The organism is Tunturibacter gelidoferens, from assembly GCF_040358255.1.
Taxonomy (GTDB): domain Bacteria; phylum Acidobacteriota; class Terriglobia; order Terriglobales; family Acidobacteriaceae; genus Edaphobacter; species Edaphobacter gelidiferens.
This window is the reverse complement of the sequence record NZ_CP132938.1, coordinates 160122-185086: the sequence shown is the minus strand read 5'-3', so window position 1 is coordinate 185086 and position 24965 is coordinate 160122. Positions and strand designations below refer to the sequence as shown.

Annotated in this window: 17 protein-coding genes; 10 read left to right on the top strand and 7 right to left on the bottom strand. The window is 57.0% G+C overall.

The features are described from left to right. Positions 1-816 precede the first annotated feature (816 nt). A complete protein-coding gene (locus tag RBB81_RS01220; protein WP_353072422.1) occupies positions 817-1791 on the bottom strand; it encodes a VWA domain-containing protein in 975 nt (324 codons plus the stop codon). Between the two features lie 415 nt (positions 1792-2206). On the opposite strand from RBB81_RS01220, the gene RBB81_RS01215 reads away from it, so the two are divergent. Further along, the gene (locus RBB81_RS01215) at positions 2207-3715 is read left to right on the top strand and encodes a hypothetical protein (protein WP_353072421.1); all 1509 of its coding nucleotides are present in this window, start codon (positions 2207-2209) and stop codon (positions 3713-3715) included. A gap of 669 nt (positions 3716-4384) precedes the next feature. Continuing rightward, positions 4385-4570 (top strand): hypothetical protein, encoded by a 186-nt coding sequence (locus RBB81_RS01210; RefSeq protein ID WP_353072420.1) that lies wholly within the window; start codon positions 4385-4387, stop codon positions 4568-4570. Here RBB81_RS01210 and RBB81_RS01205 read toward each other — a convergent pair. Together RBB81_RS01205 and RBB81_RS01200 are read right to left on the bottom strand one after the other, a co-directional pair. Then, entirely contained in the window at positions 4567-4926 is a 360-nt protein-coding gene (locus RBB81_RS01205; RefSeq protein WP_353072419.1) for a hypothetical protein, read from the bottom strand. The genes RBB81_RS01210 and RBB81_RS01205 overlap by 4 nt on opposite strands. Positions 4927-4976: 50 nt before the next feature. Further along, on the bottom strand, positions 4977-5165 hold the full coding sequence (locus RBB81_RS01200) for a ParB N-terminal domain-containing protein (protein ID WP_257025734.1): 189 nt from the start codon (positions 5163-5165) through the stop codon (positions 4977-4979). Positions 5166-5950: 785 nt separating this feature from the next. Between RBB81_RS01200 and RBB81_RS01195 the strand changes: the two genes are divergently transcribed. Next, entirely contained in the window at positions 5951-9487 is a 3537-nt protein-coding gene (locus tag RBB81_RS01195) for a TonB-dependent receptor (protein ID WP_353072418.1), read from the top strand. A gap of 300 nt (positions 9488-9787) precedes the next feature. Next, positions 9788-10219 (top strand): hypothetical protein, encoded by a 432-nt coding sequence (locus tag RBB81_RS01190; RefSeq protein ID WP_353072417.1) that lies wholly within the window; start codon positions 9788-9790, stop codon positions 10217-10219. On the opposite strand, the gene RBB81_RS01185 is transcribed toward RBB81_RS01190, so the two are convergent. Next, on the bottom strand, positions 10216-12123 hold the full coding sequence (locus tag RBB81_RS01185; protein WP_353072416.1) for a tetratricopeptide repeat protein: 1908 nt from the start codon (positions 12121-12123) through the stop codon (positions 10216-10218). The genes RBB81_RS01190 and RBB81_RS01185 overlap by 4 nt on opposite strands. Positions 12124-12436: 313 nt before the next feature. Here RBB81_RS01185 and RBB81_RS01180 point away from each other — a divergent pair, with 313 nt between their 5' ends. The 6 genes from RBB81_RS01180 (at position 12437) to RBB81_RS01155 (ending at position 22607) form a co-directional block, all read left to right on the top strand. After that, positions 12437-15625, top strand: a complete 3189-nt coding sequence (locus tag RBB81_RS01180; RefSeq protein WP_353072415.1) for a TonB-dependent receptor — start codon at positions 12437-12439, stop codon at positions 15623-15625. A 75-nt stretch (positions 15626-15700) separates the two neighbouring features. Beyond that, positions 15701-17053: a dicarboxylate/amino acid:cation symporter gene (locus RBB81_RS01175; RefSeq protein ID WP_353072414.1), complete on the top strand. Its 1353-nt coding sequence runs from the start codon at positions 15701-15703 to the stop codon at positions 17051-17053. After that, entirely contained in the window at positions 17040-18140 is a 1101-nt protein-coding gene (locus RBB81_RS01170) for an alpha/beta hydrolase (protein ID WP_353072413.1), read from the top strand. The genes RBB81_RS01175 and RBB81_RS01170 overlap by 14 nt, the downstream gene beginning before the upstream one ends. A 78-nt stretch (positions 18141-18218) precedes the next feature. After that, on the top strand, positions 18219-19706 hold the full coding sequence (locus RBB81_RS01165) for an MmgE/PrpD family protein (protein WP_353072412.1): 1488 nt from the start codon (positions 18219-18221) through the stop codon (positions 19704-19706). 34 nt (positions 19707-19740) lie between these two features. Further along, a complete protein-coding gene (locus RBB81_RS01160) occupies positions 19741-20994 on the top strand; it encodes a cupin domain-containing protein (RefSeq protein ID WP_353072411.1) in 1254 nt (417 codons plus the stop codon). 83 nt (positions 20995-21077) lie between these two features. Continuing rightward, the gene (locus tag RBB81_RS01155) at positions 21078-22607 is read left to right on the top strand and encodes an MmgE/PrpD family protein (RefSeq protein ID WP_353072410.1); all 1530 of its coding nucleotides are present in this window, start codon (positions 21078-21080) and stop codon (positions 22605-22607) included. A 616-nt stretch (positions 22608-23223) separates the two neighbouring features. Here the strand turns inward: RBB81_RS01155 and RBB81_RS01150 are convergent. From RBB81_RS01150 to RBB81_RS01140, 3 genes are all read right to left on the bottom strand, one after another. Further along, on the bottom strand, positions 23224-23541 hold the full coding sequence (locus RBB81_RS01150) for a recombinase family protein (RefSeq protein WP_353072409.1): 318 nt from the start codon (positions 23539-23541) through the stop codon (positions 23224-23226). Beyond that, positions 23538-23858: a DUF2924 domain-containing protein gene (locus tag RBB81_RS01145; RefSeq protein ID WP_179585898.1), complete on the bottom strand. Its 321-nt coding sequence runs from the start codon at positions 23856-23858 to the stop codon at positions 23538-23540. Before RBB81_RS01145 ends, RBB81_RS01150 begins: the two co-directional genes overlap by 4 nt. 514 nt (positions 23859-24372) lie before the next feature. Continuing rightward, complete coding sequence (locus RBB81_RS01140) at positions 24373-24900, bottom strand: hypothetical protein (RefSeq protein ID WP_353072408.1); 528 nt, start codon at positions 24898-24900, stop codon at positions 24373-24375. Positions 24901-24965: the final 65 nt, after the last annotated feature.

Genomic DNA, 24965 nt, shown 5'->3' with positions numbered 1-24965 from the left:
TCTAGACAGACTCAACAGTATTCATCCAGGGATGACGAGAAAAGATCTTGATCGTGTCCTTACCACCGAAGGTGGCCTATCGACCCGCTTGCAGAGAACTTATGTATTTCTCGACTGCCAGTACATCAAAGTGGACGTTCGATTTAAAGCCGCAGCCTGAACGCCGAACTCATTCGGAGAAAGTCCTGAAGACGTGATTGAGTCTGTTTCTAAACCATATCTGGAATTCGGACACTCAGATTAGTTCGCCATGTTGCTGCAAAGTCCTCTTTGCGGCGTCTTCAAGGTTGATGTTGCTCAAAACTCCGTTTTCAGGGACTACAGAATCCACGAGCGCGGAAGCCACCTACTCGCCGAGTCGGGACGTAGAATCCTGCACGATGAACTCGGAAGTAGCAACCCTCCGGTTGTAGATCGTTTGTTGAGGGCCCCGCCCCCAAGACAGTTGATTGTGTTTCGAGTCCGTCAATGGAGAGTGAAGTTGACGGACGAACGGCACTTTCGCGAGGGCCGTGCCAGCCTGCGATGCTGTCGCGCGGCAAACCTGCTTGATGGTGGGCCGTGAAGTCGCCCGTCTATCGGATTTGGTCAATCGCGATCGTGTGGACCAGACCGCTCCTTACCCATGACCTGCGCGCAATAATAGTAGAGAAGTACACTGGCCTGCAACCAGTGAAGGCGCTTATTGATCCGCCCGTGGACATGAAGACCTCATCTTTAGACCAAGTAAACAAGATGCCTGCCGCCGCGTATCCCACTATCCTATCAGCAGGCCATACCGATACCTCACCTGCACTCCGCTTATAGACTTATTTGTCAGTTGCTCCGCGCCGACACCAGCAACTCCGGATGATGAGCCAACCGTACCTTGATCGTATGCAACCCCGGCTCCGAAGAGGTCGGCGTAAAACTCAAGACATAGCTATTGTGAAGATGATTCGTCAAACCACCGAGATCCTGCGCCAACTCTTGCGCATTATCGAAGCTGCTCCACTCGCCCCCGGATAACGTCGCAACCTCAGCCGATGTGTTCTTGCTCATCGCACCGAGGATCAAACGCAGAGGCTCGCTTAGGTTGAAGTAAGCCTGGTAGTCTCCTTCGCCGACATGCAGCGGCTTATTCAAAGACCCCGGATCCTTGAAGGCCTGCCGCGCCGCCGTCTTCTCCGCCGAAAACGTTACGCTGTAAATCGCAGTATTCGTCTCACCCAGTTCCCGCAGAACCTCCTTCAGCGGCATCTTGCTCCCCACATCATGCTCCTGGCTCAACAACAAAATCGCATGACGATTACCCGCGGGACGCTTCCGAAGCAGATCAAGTCCGTACTCCAGGCTGTCGAAGGTAGCGGCTCCTCGATCCCCCGCCTCAGGATGATCAATCGCATCGCCCCATTCCGCGACGTTCGTTGTAAAAGGAGAGGCCGCCTCCGGCTGGCTGTCGAAGTTCACAATCGACACCTCGTTCGGAGCCTCGCCCAGCAGCTCAGCAATCATTGTGTCGAGATGTGCATAACTTGGGAACTGCCCACGCGCATCACCACCCGTCTGCATCAGCACTACTAGCGACAGCGGCCGCTTCGCCTGCTCCTCTAGCGTCACCCTTTGCTGAACCCCATTGTCCGTTAGCACAAAATCCTCCGCTCGAAGTGAGAACACCAGATCTTTGTCTGGAGTCTGCACAAGCGTCGGCACAAACACGAGCGTCGTCGTCGTATGCAGCGTCGTCTGTGCAAACGCAGCGCAACTCCAAACTCCAACGAAAGCAACGATTTTGCGGAGCTTTAACTGCATCGTGTCTAAGTTAGACGACTTAGCGATGACCTATGTTTCACCGAGGGCGCTCAGCGGAACCAGCATCATTGGTTTACGTTTCTGCTGAAATGCGCCATGACGGCAAGTTCCATCACGGTGGCGACACTCCAGAGTATGAAGCAGGCGGGAGAGATCCGCTGCTCACCCAGGAGAGCTTTTTCATTCCAATGAATTTTCTACTATTTACGGTAACAGGATTTACGAATCTCCCGAAAAGTCACGTTTTGAGCAAGTTCACCTGGCCAGAAGGTTCGGTGCGTCGAACTTGGTGAAAACCCCGACCGCCGAGAAAGTATTACAAACTCACCAGGTCGGGTAAGGCGACGCTCGAGGCTTCGCGGAGGCGCTATCCACTGCTTGCGAAGTTAATTCCTTCGGAGCAGGAGGAGCAGGTATGACGCTACGTCCTTCGGCTCTATGCGAGTTGTTGTGTCTCGCACTTCTACGTGGCGCTTCGTGGCTGGTGCCTGGGCGGCAGCGAGAGGCGTGGTGGAGAGAGTGGCGAGCGGAGCTTTGGCATGTACGCCGAGCGTATGCTGCGGAGTATGGTCTCTGGTGGATGGCGGAGCGAGAGGCTGCGGCGTTTTGCCTTGGAGCCTTTCCGGATGCGCTTTGCTTTCGAGAGCAGTTCAAACAACGACGCATACTTTTGGCTACGACGATGGGATCTGCGACGCAGTGTGTTCAGGTGCTCTTTGGCTTGATCGCGATTAGCTATGGTGTTGCGATGCTATTGCCGGATGTTCTGGCAATCCTGCACTTCTCGGCTTATCGCGATACGCGAAACCTGATGCTGCTTCGCGACGAGCACTCTTCTGACGATTCTGTGCCGACGATTACGGCCCCGCAGTACCAGGTCTGGAAGGGGCGACGACAGGAGCTGTTTAGCGGTTTTGCTTATTATCAGATCGCTCAGCAGCCGATGGTACTTGAGAACAGCGTATCTGTTACTCCCCTCGTTGGATCGATTGCTTCCACGAGTTCAAACCTCTTTAGTCTGCTCGGTTTGCGCGTGCGCTTCTCGCGAGAGGCTCCCGGCTCGCTTCCGCGATTGATCCTCAGCGAGCGGATGTGGAAGAGGCGATTTCGCGGCGATCCCCACATCTTTGGGCGCGTTGTTAAGGTTGGGTCGAACCCCGCTATGGTGAGTGGAGTGGTGAGTACAGGCGCGTGGAGGCTGCCAGGACAGGTGGATGCCTGGTTGCTGCTCCCGCAGGATATGGGCTTCTCCAAGGATCTCGGCTTTGTGGTGGCACATCTTCAAAGGTCGCATGCGGAATGGGGAGAGGGCTGGCACATGTCCGCGCCTACACCCGCGGGAACTGCGGATGACTTCTTCTGTCAGTCGCTTACTGAGAGAACCAGAGGGCCGGGAGATGTCTTTCTTTTCGCTGTGCTGCTGGCTTGCCTAGCGCTACCGGCGACAACGTCACTACCCCTTGGGGAGTACCGCGCCAGTTCGCGACGGGTTTCCTGGTTCACCAGAGTTCGCCGTTGGAGTTTTCTTGGTTGCAAACTGGCGCTGCTGCTCCCGATCGTTTACTTCGTGTCGTTGGATCTCGCTCATATACGCAGCGGGATGGATCCGGTTACGTCAGAGTACATTCAGCTGATGTCTGCGTTTTCAGTGTGTCTCTTCGGACTACGCTGGAGTCTACGTGACCAGCGGCAACGGTGTCCGGTATGCCTTGGGAAGTTGAGCAATCCCGCTCGGGTGGGCCAACCCTCCAGAAGCTTTTTGGCCTGGAATGGAACGGAGCTGATCTGCGTCAGCGGTCACGGCTTATTGCATGTTCCCGAGATGGCTACGAGCTGGTTTAGCGAGCAGAGGTGGTTGTATCTCGATGCGTCCTGGGAGGTTTTGTTTACCGAACCCGCGTTTGAGACGCCGGGCTACTTCTGACGATCGCCCAGATTTGAGAGAGCGCGGCGAAGCTCCCTGAAATTTCGGCTTTGCGGCAAGTTGATAAGAACCTGAAGAAAATGTCGGCGGAGCTGATTGACTGGACATTGAATAACCGAAATTCAGACCCGACGCCAATACCTGCAGTCAGTCGATCCACTTCACGCATTCCCGATCCAATTTCCACAATACGGGCATTATTTGCACAAAAAAATAGACGTGGCATTCGATGCTTTTCGAGCGGATCACGAGTATCTTACGAATCAACGGAGGAGAAATCTTCCAGTAGGAGAGGGTCGACAAAGTCCATCTGGAGAACCGGCGACGGGACTCGCGGAGCACTCAGGAAACTGGATGCTTATGGATGGAACGAGAAAGCTCTTACAACGAATGTGATGACAGTAATGTTTGGGGAGCGCGGGCTCCGCTCGCGGTCACCAAATAATTCTGAAGTGGCAATCAGTTGTGATCCGGATCCCGAACCGGGTCTTCGAAAATCGGAAAGCAGGGGGCGAGATCTCGAAAGAGAAAACGCCCCTTTCGCTTTCGTGTACTCGTAGTTCCCATAACCTCGCTTGTCGCGAACAGGGAGCACTCTCTAGACGCTGAGCTACCCTGTGGATGCGGCAAGGGGGAAGGACCGCTCCGGAAAGAGCCAGAGGGTGGATTGTGAACTGGATGTTGGTGGAGTGGGATGGCCTCCCGCTGTATCGGCTTGCTGTGACGGTGACGGACTGGAGGCCAGACGGGGTGCCGGGAGTTGAGATTGGGGTGGGTGGGTTCGGCTTTGCGGGAGAGGAACTACAGCCGGAGACCGAGGCAAGAGAGCCGGTGGCGCTGTGGTCATGGCCTTAGAGAAGGAAGTCGGTAAATTCGGCGGTGTTCATCTCGCCCGATGCCATACCGAACTCTCGATGACGAACTTTGCCGAGTCCGGTAACATGCCCGTAATGGCCACATTGTAGGGCGGATCGGACACGATGCTTGCCCAACTGCCATAGATCACCTGCAACGGTGATTGGAGACTCCGCGATCTCTGGTGAATGATCATCAGGATCGGCCTCGGGCACTGTGTTGAGACCATCGATAAGGAGATCGATCTCAGGAACCTCGAAACCAATCGCCACTAGATCAAAGTCGAGTTCCAGTTCGGAGAGGATCTTGAGCTGCTCGCCGAGCATCCGCTCATCCCAAGAAGAGTTATCGGTCAAGCGGTTGTCGGCAATCAGAAACGCTGTGCGTTGCCACTCGGTGAGATGACTCAGTCGAATGGCTGGCACGGTCTCCCACCCCAGCCTGCGCGCGCTTGGAGTCGGCCATGGCCCGCTATCACCATCTGCTGGTCATCGATCAGAAGCGGGACGTTGAATCCAAACGACTCGATGCTTTGAGAGATCTGGCGAACTTGTCTGTCGCTATGAACTCTGGGGTTTCGCGGGTCAGGCTTCAAGGGATGTAGTACGGAGATATGTAACTTCTAATGGCGTTATCGACGATTGCATTTTTTCACCTTTGCCCCTGAAGCAAAGTAGCATAGGCACTTAATTAAACCCTCCTTTTCGGCGCCGAGTTAGCTAACTCGCTTGTCGCCCAGTCCGATCTTTCTCTTCAGTGTTCATGAGAATCTCCTTGTTTGGCGCGGCTTTCAGCGCACTTACGCAGCACGACGATTTATGATCAGCCCGGGCGCCGGAGTTCAGTCAAACCTCATTACTTCGTGTGGAGACAGTGGTGTTTGACCTGATCCGTAGGGAGCTAGCCAGGGTCTATGGACAATCAGATTGACCTTGCCGCATCTGCGTCGAATCGCAACCGAGGCATCGCCGTCAGTTCCCGCTTAATCCGATAGCCGACCAAAAAATTGTCCCCTGAATCGGAGAGGGAATCGAAGGCGCTGTACTTGGAGCACGCCTGTTCAAAGGATTTGAGTTTGCGTAGGTCCCGGATCGAACGCCCGTTACAGTTCTCGCGGTAACCAATGCGAAACGGGCCATTCATGGTGGTCCTGTCATGATCCGTTCTAAGTAGGATTGTGCATTAGCGGGCACTTTATTTGGCCTGGCTCAATCTGTCGCGCTCTGTGTTGGCCACCAAAGGCGACGCCATAAAAGATCGCGAAGCTCGCGGCTGTGGATATACGAAAGTATTTCGAACTGGCTCTGTGATTTCAAGTGGCCCGATCCTAAGGTTGATCCCGTACGTGTTCAAACCAAAAACATATGGGAGAAGCAAACCATGAAACGCAACTTGATCAATACGATTGACCGCATAGGCCAGTGCGGACGCACAATGTTCCAGGGATGGAAAAGCGCAGTCTTTCTTTTGGCGCTCTCGATCCTCTTCACCGCAACGGCCCTCGGCCAACTGAACACCGCCGACATACTAGGCACAGTGCAAGATGTCACCGGAGCGGTCGTCCCAAACGCCACTGTGACCCTGAACAACCTGGGAACCAACGAAAAGCGCACCACTCAGTCCAACAGCTCTGGTGAATACAATTTCACGCTCCTCCCTGTCGGACACTACTCCGTTACCGTCAAAGCCGGAGGCTTCAAGGTGTCATCCACCAAAGACATCGCGGTGGAGGCAGGTGACCGCGCGCGTAACGACATCCGCCTTCAGCTTGGTTCAGAGTCAACCACCATCGAAGTCACGGCAAGCACGCCTCTTCTCCAGGCGGATAACGCAACAGTCAGCTCTACCGTGACTGCAAGGGCAGTGCAGGACCTTCCCTTGAACGGCCGCAACTTCGTTCAGCTCGTTGATCTCGTTCCGGGCGCCAACGAGGGTGCCGGTAACGGACTTAGCAGCGGTATGCGTCCAGATGATCGCCGCTCCAACGCCGCCGGCCTGTCCGTCAACGGTCAGGACGATACGCTCAACAACTGGGTAGTAGATGGAGTCGACGATAACGAACGTATTATCGGAACGATCGGAGTCAAGCCGAACGTCGAAGGCATCCAAGAGATCACGGTCCAGACCAACAACTACGCAGCGGAAGTGGGGCGCACTGCCGGCGGTGTCGTCAATGTAGTCACGCGCTCTGGGACAAACACTTTCCACGGTAGCGTGTACGAGTTCTTCCGCAACAACATTTTCGACGCCCGTAACGTGCTTCAAACCACCGGAAACCAGCCCGAACTGCGCCAGAACCAATTTGGCGGTGGCATCGGCGGACCGGTATTCAGAGATAAGATGTTTTTCTATTTTGACTATGAAGGGTTCCGGCAGGTTAGCGGTGTCACAGATACAGGCACGGTACCAACTCTCGCTGAGTACGACGACATTAACAGCCTCAACGGCGGATCGCCCCAGGCGCTGTTGTCGACCAGTAACGGCACATTGACTCCCTCGGGTGGCTATCTCACGGGCCCGAATCTAGTCAATGGCATCAATCCGCTCACCTTAGCTTATTTGAAACTTTTTCCGGCGCCGACGAACCCTGGTGCCGCGGCTGGTTCGCCAAATTTCACGATCAGCCCAAACAAAACACAAAACTACAACACCTACGACGCACGAGTCGACTACAAGTTCAACGACAGCAACCTCGTCTTTGGACGTTTTACCTATAACACCGTCAACACCTTTACCCCGCCGAACTTTGGAATCGTGAATGGCCTAGAGATCAGCGGCGGCAGATTCAACTTCGACGGTCCCGCAAGCGATGTGGCCCAGCAATATGTCCTTGGTTATACTCACATCTTCAACTCAGCCCTCCTGCTTGATCTCAGAGCGGCGTTCACTCGGATCAACAATCTTTCACTTCCCCTCAACTACGGATTGAACGCTGATCAGGCTGTTGGATTTGACGCGAGCATGACCTCCTTCAGTCCTTTCGCCAACTCCCTGACGCCGGTTTCAGTTGGCCCCTTCGGCGACATTGGCGACGGCGCCTATGTTCCTCTTCAGGACATCGACAATACTTTCCTCTACTCCGGTGTAGTGAGCTGGACCAAGGGCAACCACAGCATCAAAGCAGGTCTCGCTCTCATTCGTAGGCAGGCTCGTAACGTTCAAAGCGCCTCCGCAGTCGGTGCCTATCAATTCAATCTGCCGAGCGATAGCGCCTCTACCCAGTTACAGACCCAGAACAACCAACTCGCATCGACCTTGGTCGGAGCCTACGCAGCAGAAACCCGCAACTTCAATCTGTTTCCTCCCGACTACCGCAGCTGGGAGCCCAGTGGCTTCGTCCAGGATAGTTGGAAGGTTAGCCCGAAGTTGACGGTGCTCGCGGGCATTCGTTACGACGTCTTCACCCCATTCACCGAAGCACATAACCGCATTTCGAACTTCGATTTCCCGGAGGCTGTCGCCTTATCCCCTGCAAACATACAAAACGCATTGAAGATAGCCAATGTTAACGGTGTCAACTCACAGGTAAACATTCCGACCGACTACTCCAACGTCGCCCCGCGCCTCGGTTTTTCAGCAGAATTGACGCCGGGCACCGTCGTGCGTGGTGGCTATGGACTAAGCTACTTCCCTGGCAACTACACCTCCAACGCCGACCTGAAGAACCCTCCGTTCACCTCAATCTTCAGCCCCAACTGCCAGTCCACTATTGCGGTTCAGATTGAAGCGAGTCAGGGTGCTCTTGCAGGCCAAAACCCGGACTGCGCGACGATAGGCGCACCAGGAGTCATCAACGAGGGACTGCCAACTCCTGTTCCACCCAACATAGCCGACCTGGTCGGCATTACTGGTCTGGCGTTCGTAGCCGAAGCTCCGAAGTTCAAATCGGCGATGATCCAGCAGTTTAATCTGCAGGTTCAGCAGCAGTTCGGCGCCAACGTCTTCACTATCGGCTATGTCGGTAACATCGGCCAGCATCTGCCTGAATCAATTAACAACATCAACCAACCCGCACCATTCAACCCCTTGGCTCCTGTAGGCAGTCTGTCTAATCCTATGGGAGGAGCACATCAACTCCAAGCTCAGCTTCCCAATGTCGGTACTGTTAGCTATATCGCGAGCGAGGGTATATCGAACTACAACGGTCTGCAGACGTCTTTCCAGCGGCGCTTTACCAAAGGGCTGGCATTCGATGCGAACTACACTTGGAGCAAGGCGCTGAGCGACATCACCGGCTTCTCTCAGCAAGGTAGCAACCAGGGCTGGAGCGACGCAGATCCGACCCGCATCCGTCAGATCGAGTACGCCAATGCGGAGACCGACATTCAAAACCGTTTCGCCCTCAGTCTGAACTACGAACTGCAGTATGGGAAAGACTTCACCGGCGTCAAGAAAGCCTTTCTCTCCGGATGGCAAGCTAACACGATCGTGGTCTGGCAGAGTGGTAAGCCTTTTACCATCATCGAAACCGGCGCCGGTGCCGACAATCCTATCGAGAGCGACGGCATAGCACACGGCTTCAACAATCGTGCGACCCCGCAAAACAGTGGAGGGCAGGATCGTCCCAACCAGATCATGGACGCTCGGCTCAGTCACAAGACCAATTCGCACTTCTTCAACACGGCAGCATTTGCCCCTCAACCACTCGGCACAGTTGGTAATACTCAGCGCAACTCGCTGTTCGGACCAGACTTCCGCCATGTGGACCTGTCCATCTTTAAAACCTTTCCCATCACAGAACGTCTGGGTGTCCAGTTCCGGGCGGAGTCCTACAACATCTCAAACACGCCGAACTTCTACATGCCAAACGGCAACTCAGGCGACGCGTTTGGGAACTCGGCCTTCGGACAGATTTCGGCCACCGATCCGAATTACATTCCTCGGCAGTATCAGTTTGCACTCAAGGTGCTGTTCTAAATTTCAACCGATCCAGAAGCCGGCGGTGGCGACACACTTCTTTGCCGCCGGTCTTATATTTGAAGTGGATTTTGCATGGAGGTTATTCATCTGTAAGCCTAGGAACGTTTCGAATAGGATGTGAGTGCGAATTATCAATAGGTGGGGATAGCAAGGTGTAGCTTTGACAACCATATATGCGTCTGTTGCATTAGCGTTCGTCTGTTGCGCGACCGTTAGCTATGAACATGTCTGCGCTGCACAGACACCAACGGGAGTGCCGGTAGTGGTCGAACTCTTACCTATTCCGCAGGCGTGTTTATGGTTGTCACGGCGGCGGCCATCGAATGGCGCCGAACCGCGGCCTGGGGTGCCGCGCCGCTTACCGGCTACTACGCCGTCTTTGTCCTCCTGCTAATGAACGGCCGTTTGCTGGTCAGCGGTTACGCCGTATACGGCACCTACGAAAACATCGCCGCGAGCGCTCTGATCGTTTATGCCACCATCTCCCAGATTGGCAGAGCACTGACCGTGCGCCTCACATGGCTGGGCCGGATGGCGTTCGGCGTTTGTTCCATGATATGGGGCGGAGCTCATTTTATTTATATGAACCTCACCGCCCCGCTGGTCCCAAAATGGCTGCCGTCGGGGCAAGTTTTCTGGGGTTGTGTAACCGGAGTCTGCTTCATCGCGGCCGGCCTTGGAATCTTGACAGGAATACAGGCGCGTAATACGGTAACTGTGAAAATCTAAAACTTCATCCGCTGCAAAAGTTTGGCAAATCTCGGATCGGAACGCAGCCCGCTCAGGAAAGGGTCAACCTTCAGATATGCCATGGACGTGGAGTGGTCGGCAGAGGTTTTTTCTAGCCAATAGAGAGCCTGCCCATTATCCTTCAGTCCGGCGTATACCATCGCCACCGCAAACGCGGGCACGTATTGGTGAGCGGATTTATCCAGCAGCGAAATGAGGACCTGCCGTGCATCGCTAGTCCTGCCCGCCATTGCGTACGCATGCCCCAGGCCCGCCGTGTAGTAGACGTCACCTCCCGAGAGCTGCACGGCCTGCGTGAACTCCGTGATTGCCTTGTCGTACAGACCCCTCGTTTCATACACATTACCGAGGCGAAAGTGAGTACGCGGAAAGCTCGGGTCTATGTCGATTGCCCTGCTAAGGGTCTGGATAGCCTCTTCATACTGACCAGCCAGGCAGAAGGTCCATCCAGCGTTACTGTTCACAATCAGCGACAGAGGATCCTCCTCCACCGCCCGTCGCGCCTCCACCAGCGCCTCCGGAAAGCGCCCCATTGCCGCCAGGTTTTCGGCGTTCCACGAATGCGCCATCGCATAATTGGGGTTTACATCGAAGGCACGCTGAAACTCGTTCTGCGCTGCGGGGCCATTCCAGTCATAGTAGAAGTCAATCAATCCCAGAGTCGCATGCGCATCGGCCAGGTCTTCGTTCATCTGGAGAGCCTTGTGTGCCGCATCCCGTGCCGCCGGGAACGCCTCCTCCGGAGGAATCGCAGCGTAAAGTCCCAGCGCGGCATAGGAATCCGCCACCCCTTCATACGCCTCAGCGAAGTTCGGATCCATCCGTATCGCCTCGCGGAAATACTCCAGCCCTTTCATCATCCCTTCGTTCGTCCGCTTGTTCCAGTAGTACCTGCCCTTGACGAACGCGCTGTAAGCCTCCTGATTCTCCGTGGGCCTTTTAGTAAACCTCTTCTCTTCCTTATTGTTCAGCTGTAGACGAATGGAATGTGCGACACGCTCCGAGACCTCATCTTCCAGGCTGAAGATATTCGTAAATTCCTCATCAAACGTCTGCGCCCACAATTGCGCTCCGTCCCCCACCCTCACCATCTGGACCGTCATCCGCACGCGATTCCCCTCGCGCTGGATCCTCCCGTCAATGATCGCGTCTACCTGCTGCTCCTTGCCGGCGCTCTCTACGCTGATTGAGCTGTTCCTATACTTCTCGATTGCGCTGGTCGGCCGGACCAAAACTTTGCCAGTATTCGAGAGTCTCGTGATCAGCGCGTCGGCCGTTCCCAGGCCAAGATACTCATCGGAATTCTTGCCACCTATGGTCGCAAAAGGCAGTACAGCCAGTGATCCTATCGAACGGCCGTTTGCCGAAGCCGTATCAATATGCCTGCTAACCAGCCACCCTGCCATAGCGAGCAGCCCGGCGAGCGCAATGGCCGGGCCAGCCATCCACTTCCGCACCATCACCACCCTGGGCATAAGCGCATAATCTACTGGCGCCATCGCGACGTGCTCCTCCAGCTCTGCGTGCAGTTCACTGGATTCGAGCGGAACCTCCGGCCCTTCTAATACCTGTGCCACAAACCGGTACCCCTGCTTCGATACCGTCTCAATATAGACATGCTTCTCGCGATCGTCCCCTAGGATCTTCCTCAGATGCGAGACCGTCACCGCCAGATTACCCTCCTCGACCGACACTTTCGGCCAGAGAGCGTCCATGAGCTTTTCTTTCAACAGCAGCTGACCGTTGTTTTCTACCATCACCACCAGCAGGTCGAACGCCTTCGGAGTTACTGAGACAGGTCTTCCATGGCGAAGAAGAAGCCTCTGAACGGGGTCCAGACTGAAGTTTCCAAACTCGTATAAGTGGCTGACCGTGTGTGACATGGAGCTTAATAATTCCTTTATCTTTTTTTTGCAATTCTCAAAAGACTTTCTTGGACGCTCAGTCTACGGTGATAGCTGCCTGATCACCGAGAGTTCCTCACAGGCCCGAGATTATAGGCACAGCGAACTATGCAAGTCGAGACGTAAAAGAGGACCCCCCATGCATGACACAGCCCATGGCCCGAAAGATTCCGTCAAGATCAGCTCCTCTACCCAAGTCCCACCCACTATCGGAGCCCCTGAGCCGTCTCACGCACAACTTCTACGCTTTCCAAAGAAGTCTATAAGGCATAACGTCGCAATGCGATCCGGAGTGTCCTCTCTGTTGGCGCTGCTTCTCGCGCTCGTCGGCGGCATTTCGGTATCCCGCGCACAGACTAACCGCGCAAACCTCTCCGGAACCGTTGAGGACATCACCGGAGCCAAGATTCCCAAGGCTCAGGTCCTCATCACCAACGTCGACACCCGAATAAGTCGGACCATGGTTGCAAACGATGACGGCAACTACAACGCGTCCGCCCTCGTCCCAGGCAACTACGTCGTTAAGGTCTCCGCACCTGGGTTCGCCGGCGAAACGCGCAAGGGTGTTGTGCTAACCGTCGGAGAGGCCTCACTCATCAACTTCACGCTAAAGCTTGGCAGCATCTCCCAGGAGGTCGTCGTCACAGAGAGCCCCTCGTCGGTCGACGTCACCAGCTCTCAACTTAGCGACTCCGTGAGCGGCCACGAGATGCGTGAGCTTCCCCTCAATGGCCGCTCCTGGACCGATCTCGCAGCCCTCTCCCCGGGCGTTACCGTCATCCAGACCCAGCCGCCAGTTAGCGCGCCCGACCGCATGAAGCGGGGTCTCGGCGGTCAGCTCAGCATCGCCGGAGGACGTCCCCAGCAGAACAGCTATCTCCTCGACGGAATCAACATCAATGACTACTCGAACGCAGGCCCTGGAAGTGTCCTCGGAGGGAACATCGGTGTGGACGCATTGCAGGAGTTCACAGTCGTCACCACCAACCCCACCGCCCAGTACGGCCGCACCGCAGCTGGAGTCATAAGCGCCGTAACTCGCTCGGGAACCAACGTCTTCCATGGAAGCGTCTACGAGTTTGCCCGCAACGCCGCCCTCGACGCCCGCAACTACTTTGATCCCGCCCAGAAGCCGGACTTCAGCCGCAATCAGTTCGGAGCCTCCTTTGGCGGCCCCATTCAGAAGGAAAAGACCTTCATCTTCGGCGACTATGAAGGCGTCCGTCAAAATCTTGGAGTCTCTTACATCGATACGGTCCCGTCCCCAGCCGCTCGCGCCGGAACCCTCTGCGTTCCCTCAGCCGACGGCTCTAACCCCTGCGCCTCCACTACTCACGTGACCCCCGACCCCGCCATCGTTACCTTCTTGAACGCCTTCATTCCTCTACCGAACACTGGAAACACCCAGGGCGACACCGGGACCTTCACCTTTCCTGCCTATCAGGTGACCAGTGAGAACTACTTCACGATCAAGGTTGACCGCACCTTTTCAGCAAAGGACAGCGTTGCCGTCGTCTACATGTACGACAACTCACCCAGCCAGCAGCCGGATGCCTTCAACAACGTCCTTACTCTCAGCAAAACAGTTCGCCAGGCAGTCTCGATCCTCGAGACGCACCTGTTCTCCTCAGCCACAGTCAATACCGCCCACATCGGCTTCAGCCGCGACAACGCTGGCTCCCCCTACGCCGCCTCCGCCATCAAGCCAGCTGCCGCCGACCCGCAGTACGGCTTTCAGCCTGGTGACAGCGCCGGAATCGTCCAGGTTCCCGGCCTCACTACCTTCACCGGAGGCGTGAGCGCTGCGAGCCCGCTTCTCTTTCGATGGAACTCCTTCCAGGGATACGACGACGTGTCTCACACGGCCGGTAAGAATAACTTCACCTTCGGCATCAGCCTCGAACGCATCCAGGACAACCAGGAGAGCTCCGATGCCCCCGGCGGCAACTTCTCCTTCCCATCTCTTGACGCCTTCATCACCAACCAGCCACAGTCTTTCATCACCACCCTGCCCTCCACCCTCACCCCGCGCAATCTGCGGCAAACCATCTTCGGAGCCTACGTCCAGGACGACCTCCGTCTGACCCCATACCTTACCCTCAACCTGGGCCTCCGGTATGAGACCGCCTCTGTCCCCTACGAGATCAATGGCAAGCTCTCCAACCTCCGCGTTCTCCAGGGCGATACTCCCTACCTGGGCAATCCCTATATCAAGAACCCAACCTTTAAGAACTTCCAGCCGAAGGTCGGCTTCGCCTGGGATCCCTTCCGCGATGGAAACACCTCGGTCCGCGGAGCCTTCGGAATCTACGACGTGCTCCCTTACATCGTCGAGATGGGCAGCGGCGTTGACGCGGCCTACCCCTTCGCCCAGGATGCCAGCACAGGAGTCCTCCCTGCAGGAGCCTTTCCAACCACCGCCTATGACATCGTCGCGAACAATCCAGCTAGCCGCAACTTCTACGTCCTCCAGTACGATCCTCCACGAAACTACATCATGATGTGGAATCTCAACGTCCAGCGTGCCATCGCCAAGGACACCACCTTGCTCGTCGGCTACGTCGGCTCTCGCGGTGTCCACAACTGGTACCAGACGGACGATGGAAATATCGTCCTCCCGACCACGCCGGATGGAAAGAGCTATTACTGGCCTACTCCCATCGGCAGCGGAACCGTCGTCGATCCTCTCGTTGGCCAAACCCTCGACGCACGCTGGAACGGTAACTCCTACTTCCACGGCCTGGAGACCCAAATCACCCAGTCTCCCTGGCATGGCCTTCAGGGTCAGCTCTCCTACACCTGGTCTCGTTGCATCGATACTAGTTCCGGCTCGGCAGCTTCTGATCAGTACAGGAACTCGCTTAATGTCGACCTCTACACCGCACCCCAAACCCATCGCGGCCCCTGCGACACAAACATCGGCCAGAACCTCACCATCAACTCGATCTACAACATTCCCGGAGACCAGTCCCGGCATGGCATCGCTGGATGGGCCACTAATGGTTGGCAGACCGGTGGCATCTTTACGGCGGCCAGTGGAGCTCCGTTCAGCGTCACCATCGGCGGAGATCCCCTTGGAACCAACGCCGCGATACCCTTCGACTTTCCCGACCGGCTCAAGGGCTGCGGCAAGCTCACCACCGGAGATCCGAACGGCGATATCAATCTCAAATGCTTTGCCTTCCCAAATCCTGTCAATCGCATGGGTAACGCCGGAAGAAATGAGCTCACAGGTCCGAGAAGCATAAACTTCGACTTCTCTATCTACAAGAACACGCCGATTGAGCGGCTCGGCAAAGACGCCAACCTGCAACTTCGGGCAGAGATCTTCAACTTGATGAACCACGCCGACTTCGCTGCACCCACAGACCACTTCCAAATCTACGATGGGTCAGGAAACGCCGTTCCTGCCGCCGGTCAGATCGACCAGACCACCTTCACCTCAAGGCAAATCCAGTTAGCAGTCAAGCTGACCTTCTGATCTGTCGAACCCCCCACCAGTACCTGCATCGCGAGCAGCACACAGGCCCTGGAAGCATGGCCCAAGGAAGTGACCATGAGAACAGAGATCGCTCCAGCCGTTGAGGTACGTACACCCTTTTATCAAAGCCTCTCAATACAGGTAACCGTCGCGATCCTTCTCGGTGTCGCCCTCGGCCGCTTTGCCCCGCAGACAGCCATCGCCATGAAGCCTCTCGGAGACGGCTTCATCAAGCTCATCGCCATGGTCATCACCGTGGTGATCTTCTGCACCGTCGTCACGGGCATCGCAGGCATGCAGGACATGAAGAAGGTCGGCAGGGTTGGAGGCAAGGCCCTGCTCTACTTCGAGATCGTCTCTACTCTTGCGCTTTTCATCGGCCTGGTTGCGGGAAATCTTGTCCACCCTGGCAGAGGCTTGAACGTCAATCCCGCCACCCTCGACGTAAAGGCTGTAGCCGAGTACGCCGGCGCCGCCAAGGCACAAAACACCACGCAATTCCTCCTGCACATCATTCCCAATACCATGGTCGATGCCTTTGCCCGCGGAGACATTCTGCAGGTCGTCTTCATCTCTGTCCTCCTGGGTATCGCGCTCGCCATGATGCGCGGCCGCGCCGAGCCTCTCATCCGCCTGCTCGAGGTGCTAACAGGAGCCATCTTCACCATCGTCAATCTCTTTATGCGCCTCGCGCCCATCGGCGCGTTCGGAGCCATGGCCTTCACCGTAGGCCGCTATGGTGTTACGTCCCTCGGGCCTCTGCTCAAACTCATTGTCACCTTTTATCTCACCTGCGCCTTTTTCGTCTTCATCATCCTCGGTGCAGTCTCCTGGCTCGCCGGCTTCAACATCCTCCGCTTCCTGCGTTATATAAAGGAAGAGATTCTTCTCGTACTCGGCACCAGTTCCTCAGAGTCTGCTCTCCCCAGCCTTATGGAGAAGCTGGAGAACCTCGGCTGCTCCAAGGCTCTCGTAGGCCTCGTCGTCCCCACCGGCTACACCTTCAACACTGATGGCAGCAGCCTCTACATCACGATGGCCGCGCTCTTCGTAGCTCAGGCGACGAACACCCACCTAACCTTTGCCCAGCAACTCAGCCTTTTTGCTGTTGCGATCTTGACCTCCAAGGGCGCCAGCGGCGTACAGGGCGCAGGCTTCGTCGCGCTCGTCGGAACCCTCATTGTCGTGCCCGCTATTCCCGTCGCAGGCATGGCGCTTATCCTCGGCATCGATCGCTTCCTCAGTACCTTTCGCGCTCTGGTCAACATGATCGGAAACGGTGTCGGCACCATCGTCGTAGCCTCATGGGAGAATGAGATCGAAGGCTCCGTACTCACCCACGCTCTCGCCACGCGTGAGAACCGTACCATTGACCGACAGATTATGGACCAACAGATCGCGGAGGGTGAAGAACGTGAACGCATCTGATGAACCTCTACTCACAAGTTTCGCCACGGCTGAGGTCACGCCTTCCCGCCGAAGTTTTCTGCTCAGCTCACCCGCCATCCTCGCGAGCGGCCTGGCAATATTAGAAGAGTCCTCTTTACACAGCGCCCGCGCCTCTGCCCAGCAGCCTTCGCAACCGGCCATCTGGAGCCGCGAGTACTGGGCACGCAGGGGCGACATCAAACTTTACCTCTTCCGTAAGAACGCCGGCTCCGCCTCTTCAGGTCACTCAACCCGTCCCATCCTCTTCCTCTGTCACGGCTCCTCCGTCTCCTCCCGCCCCACCTTTGATCTCACCGTCCCCGGCCACGGCGAATACTCCCTCATGGACAAGTTCGTCGAATTCGGCTTCGATGTCTGGACGATGGACTTCGAGGGCTACGGAAGATCTTCACCCTCCGCTGGCAACTCGAACGTCGCAGACGGCGTGGAAGATTTAAAAGCAGCCAGCCTGGTCGTGGAACTCGAGACCGGCCAGCGCAGCTTTCATCTCTATGGAGAATCCGGAGGTGCACTCCGCGCCGGAGCCTTCGCCGTCGCCCAGCCCGCCAGCGTCCGTCGCCTCGTCCTCGCCGCATTCACCTGGACCGGCAAAGGCTCTTCCACCCTCACCAAGCGCGCCGAGTCTCTCGACTCCTACCGCACCCACAACCTCAGACCCCGCGACAGAGACGCCATCCGCAGCATCTTCACGCGCGACAAGCCCGGTACCTCCGACCCCGCTGTCGCCGAGGCCATGGCCGACGCTGAGCTCAAATTTGGTGACTCCGCCCCTACCGGAACCTATCTCGATATGTCCGCCAACCTTCCGCTGGTCGACCCCACGAAACTCCGCGCTCCAGTCCTCATCGTTCGTGGCGAGTACGATGGCATTGCCACCGAGGAAGATCTGCTGAACTTCTTTCGCAGCCTTCCGGTCCCCGACCGTGAGTTCATCATCCTCCCCGGGGCCGCTCATTCCGTCGCCCTCGGTACGAACCGAAGTCAGCTTTGGCATACCATGCGAGCGTTTCTCGATATGCCTCCGCGTCTCGACCAGAGACCTGCGCCACCCACGTCCGGTTTATAACTTTGTTCTTTAGCTTCTAAGGGCAGTCCGCATCAGTACTTTGCGTGAACTTTCGGAAAGCGAGCACACTCTTTTCCTATGAGTCTCTTTAATCTGCTCTCCCGCCGTGACTTCCTCGTTCAGGGAGCCTTGGCTGGTGCCTCCGCAAACGCGCTTCCTCTCGTCTCTCCCGGCCCGTCTCCGCAGCCACCCGCGCAGCAAGCAACCAGCGACGTCCAACATTCCACTACCCCCGTGACCCACATCCTCGCCGATTGGCTGGTCGCCTGCCCGCCATCCGACGTACCCGATAGCGTGCGCAAGGAAGCCGTGCGCTCTATCGTGAACTGGGTGGGAGTCACCGTCGGAGGCTCTGGCCAGCAGGCCGTCCTCCGAGCCCTCAGCACCCTTCAGCCCTACACTCGCAGTTCCACGGCCCATCTCTTCGGACGCTCCGAGGCCCTCGACCCGCTCCGCGCCGCCCTCATCACCGGCATCAGCTCCCATGTGCTCGACTACGATGACACTCATCTCGAAACCATCATCCATCCAGCAGGCCCCGTCGCCAGCGCCCTCTTCTCGCTCGCCCAGAGCCGCCTCGTAAGCGGAGCCGATCTCCTCCACGCCTTCATACTCGGCACCGAGATCGAGTGCCGCCTCGGCAAAGCCATCTACCCTTCCCACTACGATATGGGCTGGCACATCACAGGAACCTGCGGAGTCTTCGGTGCCGCCGCCGCCTGCGGGCGCATCCTCGGACTCAACGCCCAGCAGATGCGGTGGGCTCTCGGCGTCGCCGCCACCGAAGCCGCTGGCCTCAAGATCATGTTCGGAAGCATGTGCAAGAGCCTCAACATCGGACGTGCCGCCGAGAACGGTCTTCTCGCCGCCCTTCTCGCTGCAAACAACTTCACCAGCTCCGACGAGAGCATAGAAGGTCACGAAGGCTACATCTTCGCCGCCTCCCGCCAGCACGACTACGCCCCTCTCGTCGACGGTCTCGGCCAACACTACGAGATCGCCCTCAACACCTACAAGCCATTCGCCTGCGGCATCGTCATCCATCCCATCATCGACGGCGTCATCCAGCTCCGCAACGAGCACAACCTCAAAGCCACCGATATCCGCTCAATCTCCATTCGCGCCAACCCACTCGTCCTCGAGCTCACCGGCAAGAAGACGCCTGCCACTGGCCTCGAAGCAAAGTTCAGCGTCTTCCACTCCGCCGCAGTCGTTCTCGTCCGCGGCTTCGCAGGAGAGAAGGAGTACACCGATGAGGCCGCACGCGATCCCCAAGTTATTGCTCTGCGCGAGCGCGTCTCCGTCTCCGTTGACCCTGCAATCCGAACGGACGAGGCTTACGTCACCATCACCACCACCGGCGGCCAAACTTTCACCAAGCACATAGAGCACGCCGTGGGCAGCCTGAAGAACCCCCTCACCGACAAAGACCTCTCCTTCAAGTTCACCCAACTAGCCTCTGGTATCCTTCCCTCCGCCCAGATCGAAAAGCTCCTCACCTCCGCCTGGAATCTCCCTGCGCAACACAACGCCGGCGACTTGCCGCGCCTCGGAGCCCTCGCATGACAAACGTTCCATCCACTACCTTAGCGAGGAATCCATGCTGAAACAGAACGACGAAAGGCCTTCCGTCGACGCTCTATCACGCCGCTCCTTCCTGGAGGCCGGTTCCGCGGCCTTGGCTGCAGCAGCTTTGGGAGGCGCCAGCCTCTCCGCCCAACAGCCACCCGCCGCCTCACCTAACGCATCCGGCTCTAATCCCGGTCAAGAGAATCTTCCGCTCCTCAAAGAAAACCCCAGCTCCAACACTCCTCCCCGCACCGACCACGGAGACGTTGGCCCGATCTGGTATTCCTTCGACCTTAACCACAAGCGCCTGGAGAACGGTGGCTGGACACACCAGGTCACTCAGCGCGAACTTCCTCCATCCAAGGATCTCGCCGGAGTCAACATGCGCCTCACCGCCGGAAGCTTTCGCGAGCTCCACTGGCACACCGCAGACGAGTGGGCCTACATGATCTACGGCTCCGCTCGCGTAACTGTCCTCAACCTAGATGGGACCATCCAGATCGAAGATGTTTCCAAGGGCGACCTCTGGTTCTTCCCCGCCGGCTTCCCGCACTCCATCCAGGGCCTCGCCTCAGACGGGTGCGAGTTCCTTCTGGTCTTCGACGAAGGATTCTTCTCCGAGGAGAACACGTTTTCCATCTCCGAGTGGGTCGCTCACACCCCTCCAGAGGTCCTCGAGAAGAACTTCCGCCTTAGCCGCAGCGAGCTCTCGAAGCTGCCCACACGCGAACTCTTCATCTTCCCCGCCGCTCTCCCGCAATCCCTCGAGCGAGACCGCCAATCCGCAGGCGGTCCCTCTGCCGAATCGTCCATCCAATACATCTTCCGCGCCGGCTCCATGCCGCCCACCAAGTCTTCACCCCAAGGCGAAGTTCGCATCGTCGACTCGCGTAACTTTCCCGCCTCGAAGTCCGTCGCGGCCGGTATCGTAACCCTCAAACCCGGGGGCCTGCGCGAGCTCCATTGGCACCCCACCGCTGCCGAGTGGCAGTTCTACATCGCGGGTTCCGGCCGAATGAGTGTCATAGCCCCAGGCGGCCGCGCTCGCACCATGGACTTCAACGCCAACGACGTTGGCTTCGTCCCCACTGCTGCTGGTCATTACATCGAAAACACCGGATCCTCCGACCTCATCTTTCTTGAGATGTTCAAGCTCGATCAATTCCTCGAGTTCTCTCTCAATAACTGGATACGTCGCCTCCCTCCAGAGATGGTCTCAGCTCACCTCAACCTTGACGCCTCTTCGATAACCCGCATCCCCGCCGAGAAGCTGGCCATCCTTTAATCGCATATCACGATTGGATCCGAGGGATCCTCACTGTTGCGCTTCCCCACTCGCACCGCGATTCGCCGAATTCAGGAGACTCTATGGACGCACCGCACAGATCGTTCGTACCAATGGCGGTCCCGAACTCCGGCCCCGAGCTCACCCGTCGGAATCTACTCGCAAAGGGCACCTGGGTACTGGCCGGCACTGCTCTGCATCTTCCTTCCTACCTATTCTCAGAGCCGCAGCAAACACCCTCCGTCTCCACTCCCATCGGCCCCGTCATGCAGAGCCTCAGCACCTACATGGCCTCAGCCGCCACCCGTCCCCTGCCTCCCGCCATCATCGAGCAGGCGAAAGATCACATCCTCGATACCTTCGCCGCCATGATCTCCGGCTCCCAGCTTCCCCCCGGCCGCGCCGCCATCGCCTTCGCAGAATCCTATAGCGGCAAACCAGTCGCCTCCGTCGCCACGTCCAATATCCTTTGCGGTCCGCTGGAAGCAGCGCTAGCGAACGGAGTCCTAGCCCACTCCGACGAGACCGATGACTCCCACTCCCCTTCACAGTCCCACCCCGGCTGTGCTGTAATTCCCGCCGCCCTCGCCGCGGGCGAACAGTTCAGCATCTCCGGCCACCATTTTCTTCGCGCCGTCACCCTTGGGTACGACATCGGCCCGCGCTTCGGCGTTACCCTCGGAGGAGTTGACTACCAGACCGAGACGCATCGCGATCCGCACGCTACCTCCGAAGGCTTCGGAGCCGCAGCGGCCGCAGGCTGCGCCGCCGCTCTCGATGCCCGCCAGATGCGCTTCCTCCTCGACTATGCCGCGCAGCAGTCCTCGGGCTTCACGGCGTGGCAGCGGGACACCCTTCATTTCGAAAAAGCGTTCGTATTCGCCGGCATGCCAGCGCGCAATGGAGTCGCTTCTGCGCTGCTCGTTCAGGCCGGCTGGAGCGGAGTCGACGACGTCTTCTCCGGCCCTGAAAGCTTCTTCGCCGCCTACGCCCCCCACGCCAATGCTAAGGGCCTCGTCGATGGCCTTGGAGAATGTTACGAGATCACGCGTACTAATATAAAAAAATGGTGTGTAGGTTCTCCGATTCAAGCGCCGCTCGACGCCGTTCAGCTCCTACTCAACCAGCACTCCTTCACCCCCGACCAGCTCCGTCACGTCACCGTAAGAGTCGCCACCCGCGAGGCCTCTATCGTCGACAACCGCCCACTCCCCGACATCTGCCTCCAGCACCTCGTCGCCGTCATGCTCGTCGAGCGAACCCTCACCTTCCGCTCCGCCCATGACACCGCTTTGATGAAGGACCCCGCCATCCTGCGACAACGCGCCAAGGTCACCCTGCTCGGAGATGAAGAACTCGAGAAGCGTCTCCCCGCCCGTGAGGCCACCGTCGAGATCCTCCTCAACGACGGAACCGTACTCACTCAGCACGTCGACGCTGTCCGCGGAACCGCGGAGAATCCTATGAGCCGTGAAGAAGTCATCGCCAAATCCCGCGATCTCATCGAGCCCGTCCTCGGCGCTGCCTCCTCGAAGCTGTTTATCTCCGCAGTCCTCCAGCTCGAACAACTCACAGACATCCACCATCTCAGCCGATTGCTTCGGACCTCCTGATTCGAACACGCCTGACTCTGCCTCTTTGGCGAGAAAACACATGGGTTGAATCTTCTGGCTGGCGTTGACTAATCTCTCTCGGGTTGGCGGTTGGAGAAATTCCTTGGAACAGACTAGGCGGGTTGCTCTACGTCGACAGCCGGAATGGGGTCGCCGCCGTCGTCAGTCCGCCGGAAGAGGGCAAGAGACAGCTTGGACAAGGAAGTTTGTTGCAGTAATTTTTTTGGCGTGGTGGATGCCCGTTTTTGCTGGGGGTTTTGGCAAAAACGGGTGCCAAGACGTGGTGTTTTGGTGGTGAAGTTGTGGTGTTATGCGTGGTAAACGTGGCGTTTAAGCAGTCACTTTGTGGGGCTCGAAAAATGCGCCACGAATTCTGGATTTATTTTGAGAGTTTCCCGTTTTGGGAATACTATTCGCGTATCCGCCCAAAAGCGCTCAATGCAGTAAGATTTCGTTGCTGATGGCATTTATGTATTCCGACGCACCGATCACAGTCGCGCCGCTCGACCTCGAATTCCAAGATAGACAGCCGCGACCGCTCTTGCGCTTCTTCAAATGGCATAACTGCTTCTTCAAATCTCAATCAGCTTATTGGATTTTTGGGCACCGAACATGTTTAATGTTTCGGCTCTACGAAGTCGGACGGTGCGCGAGTGAGGCGATCTACTTTATATATGACTACCGTGTCGATCTTACCCGCGGCGATGTCGGCGATCAGTTTCTTCAGTCCGGGTCGCTCCGTGTTGCCACCAGAGAATCCGCCGTCGTCATATTGGGTTGACAGAAGCTGCCATCCCTCGTGTCGTTGGCTCAGGACATAAGCTTCGCAGGCCTCTCGCTGGGCATGGAGAGAGTTGAAAGACTGTTCGAGTCCCTCCTCGGAAGACTTTCGGGTGTAGATGGCACAACGAATCTGACTCTTTGTCAAAGTCACGAAGCTTTCACCTTCTTCGTACCGAAAAACGCCGGGCCAGACCACCGCGTCCCAGTGATCTCACATGCGATTGGAGAGAGACTCTTGTAGGTCTTTCCGATGTAGTGATAACCTTCATCGTTGAGTGTGACCTCGTGGGCCTTTCCCCTCCATTCCCTTATGAGTTTTGTCCCGGCCTTGAAGCGCTGACGCGCTTCATCCCTCGAACGGCTCTGCGGTCTCAGCGAGGTCGCAAGTGATTGCGACCTCGCAATAGCCTTAGGGGAAAGGCCGCCATAGGCTTTTTCCTGGATCCTGTACGCAAGAATGGGCAGCATGAGTTCCGGACGTACCCGTCCCGGCTTTTACCAAAGTTATCCTTCCATAGCTCTACTAGGCGCGCTTTTAGGAAGTTTGGGCAGGCTACGAATGAAGGCAGATGTGACACCTTGCGGTTGTGTTTCCTCCATGAGTCCGCCCTCTCTGCGGCAGTCCCATTTCCGCTCCAATGAGGCGAACAGTCAAGTTGAAACCATCTCCACCTAGTCTGAGGCTATAAAGGGCCGAGCATCATTAGGAGTCTTCCGGCAACAAAATTCGGCCTTGCGACTACTCTCTTTGTTTCACTAATCCTTGTGCGAACGCCGTGATCGCCATGGAAAGTTTAGGTTTCCGAAGTATCGAAATGGATCCAGCCTGAGTTAAGACTCTTCACCATCTCGATGTAGAGCGCGGTGCGGTCGGCTGGCATACCCATCCCCTCCAGAACGCTTTGCCAGGCTGCCTCGGGCAACTTTGAAGGAAATCTGCGTGGCTGTCTTTCTGGATCGCAATATTGCAGCCACACCGTTTTTATGCGGGGGGTCCGAACAGAGCCGCGGCGTTTGGCGTCCCGGCCTGCATCTCATCGCGGATCTGCTCTGCGATTTTAGCCAGTGCAGCCTTATCGTCGCCTGGCTTGTAGTTGAAGACCACGCCCACAGCACCTACCGTTTTGCCGCTTTGATCTTTCATGGCAACTTCGTCCTCGAAGTGATTGCCGTTGACCTCCAGGTTGCTTTTGCCGGTGCGAATGCAGCGCGTGTCATCCTCGTCGCCGATCTTGCCAATGCGTCCGAAGTTGGAAGCTACGATGAGGTTTTTGTGGCCGGGAGGCGTTGCGTGTATCGCAAGGAGGATGACTTCAGGGTGTTTGGCGAGTGCTTCGTCGACCAACTTCTGCGCGCCGGGGGCGGCACTAGTGTAGGTGGGGTCCATCTCTTTGGCATCAACTTTTCTCATGCCTGCGATAGCCTGCTCCCGTGTTTGCTGCGCGTATGCTACGCCGAGAAGTGTCGCAAAGCTTGCGATCCATAGGATTCGAAGTGCTGTTTTCATCATGTCTCCTAGACTTAATCCGGCAATTACTCCGGTCTTCTGTGTGACGCTGTTGAAGCAGGTTTACC

What these genes read in the sequence shown, in the direction of transcription:
- RBB81_RS01220 (WP_353072422.1), bottom strand. Translation starts at nt 1,791, where the DNA reads ATGCAGTTAAAGCTCCGCAAAATCGTTGCTTTCGTTGGAGTTTGGAGT.
- RBB81_RS01215 (WP_353072421.1), top strand. Translation starts at nt 2,207, where the DNA reads ATGACGCTACGTCCTTCGGCTCTATGCGAGTTGTTGTGTCTCGCACTT.
- RBB81_RS01195 (WP_353072418.1), top strand. Translation starts at nt 5,951, where the DNA reads ATGAAACGCAACTTGATCAATACGATTGACCGCATAGGCCAGTGCGGA.
- RBB81_RS01190 (WP_353072417.1), top strand. Translation starts at nt 9,788, where the DNA reads ATGGTTGTCACGGCGGCGGCCATCGAATGGCGCCGAACCGCGGCCTGG.
- RBB81_RS01185 (WP_353072416.1), bottom strand. Translation starts at nt 12,123, where the DNA reads ATGTCACACACGGTCAGCCACTTATACGAGTTTGGAAACTTCAGTCTG.
- RBB81_RS01175 (WP_353072414.1), top strand. Translation starts at nt 15,701, where the DNA reads ATGAGAACAGAGATCGCTCCAGCCGTTGAGGTACGTACACCCTTTTAT.
- RBB81_RS01165 (WP_353072412.1), top strand. Translation starts at nt 18,219, where the DNA reads ATGAGTCTCTTTAATCTGCTCTCCCGCCGTGACTTCCTCGTTCAGGGA.
- RBB81_RS01160 (WP_353072411.1), top strand. Translation starts at nt 19,741, where the DNA reads ATGCTGAAACAGAACGACGAAAGGCCTTCCGTCGACGCTCTATCACGC.
- RBB81_RS01155 (WP_353072410.1), top strand. Translation starts at nt 21,078, where the DNA reads ATGGACGCACCGCACAGATCGTTCGTACCAATGGCGGTCCCGAACTCC.
- RBB81_RS01145 (WP_179585898.1), bottom strand. Translation starts at nt 23,858, where the DNA reads ATGCTGCCCATTCTTGCGTACAGGATCCAGGAAAAAGCCTATGGCGGC.
- RBB81_RS01140 (WP_353072408.1), bottom strand. Translation starts at nt 24,900, where the DNA reads ATGATGAAAACAGCACTTCGAATCCTATGGATCGCAAGCTTTGCGACA.